The organism is Streptomyces sp. WM6386, from assembly GCF_000972385.1.
GTDB lineage: Bacteria > Actinomycetota > Actinomycetes > Streptomycetales > Streptomycetaceae > Streptomyces.
This window is the reverse complement of the sequence record NZ_JXTE01000445.1, coordinates 1-504: the sequence shown is the minus strand read 5'-3', so window position 1 is coordinate 504 and position 504 is coordinate 1. Positions and strand designations below refer to the sequence as shown.

At 71.8% G+C, this 504-nt stretch carries 1 protein-coding gene; it reads left to right on the top strand.

Features of this window, described 5'->3' with window-relative positions; translation table 11 throughout:
* Positions 1–504: serine hydrolase domain-containing protein (locus tag TN53_RS42170; protein ID WP_046264201.1), on the top strand; the 504-nt coding region annotated here is incomplete at both ends.

Genomic DNA, 504 nt, shown 5'->3' with positions numbered 1-504 from the left:
AGCACGGACCGCTGCCCTCCGCGCAGCTCGCCGTGGCGAGGGGCGGCCGGCTCGTGGCCTTCGAGACCTGGGGCGACGCCGATCCGGACACCCGGTACGTCCTGCAGTCCGTCGGCCGGTCGATCGTCGCGGGTGGCATGTGGAAGCTGATCGGCGAGGGCCTCCTGGACGTGGGCGAGCAAGTCGCCGCGATCATCCCGGAGTTCGCGCCGAACGGGAAGGATGCGGTGACGGTCGAGCAGGTGCTCACGCACACCGCCGGCTTCCCCTTCGCACCGCTCGGGTACCCGAAGATGCTCGACCGCGAGCAGCGGCTCGCCGCCTTCGGCCGCTGGCGGCTCGACCAACCGCCGGGCACCCGTTTCCAGTTCCATCTCACCTCGGCGGCCTGGCTGATCGCCGAGATCGTCGAACGGCGTACGGGCCTGGCCTTCGCCGAGTATCTGCGCCGGCGGATCGCCGTGCCGCTCGGCCTGTCCTCGCTGGAACTCGGCGTCCCGGTCG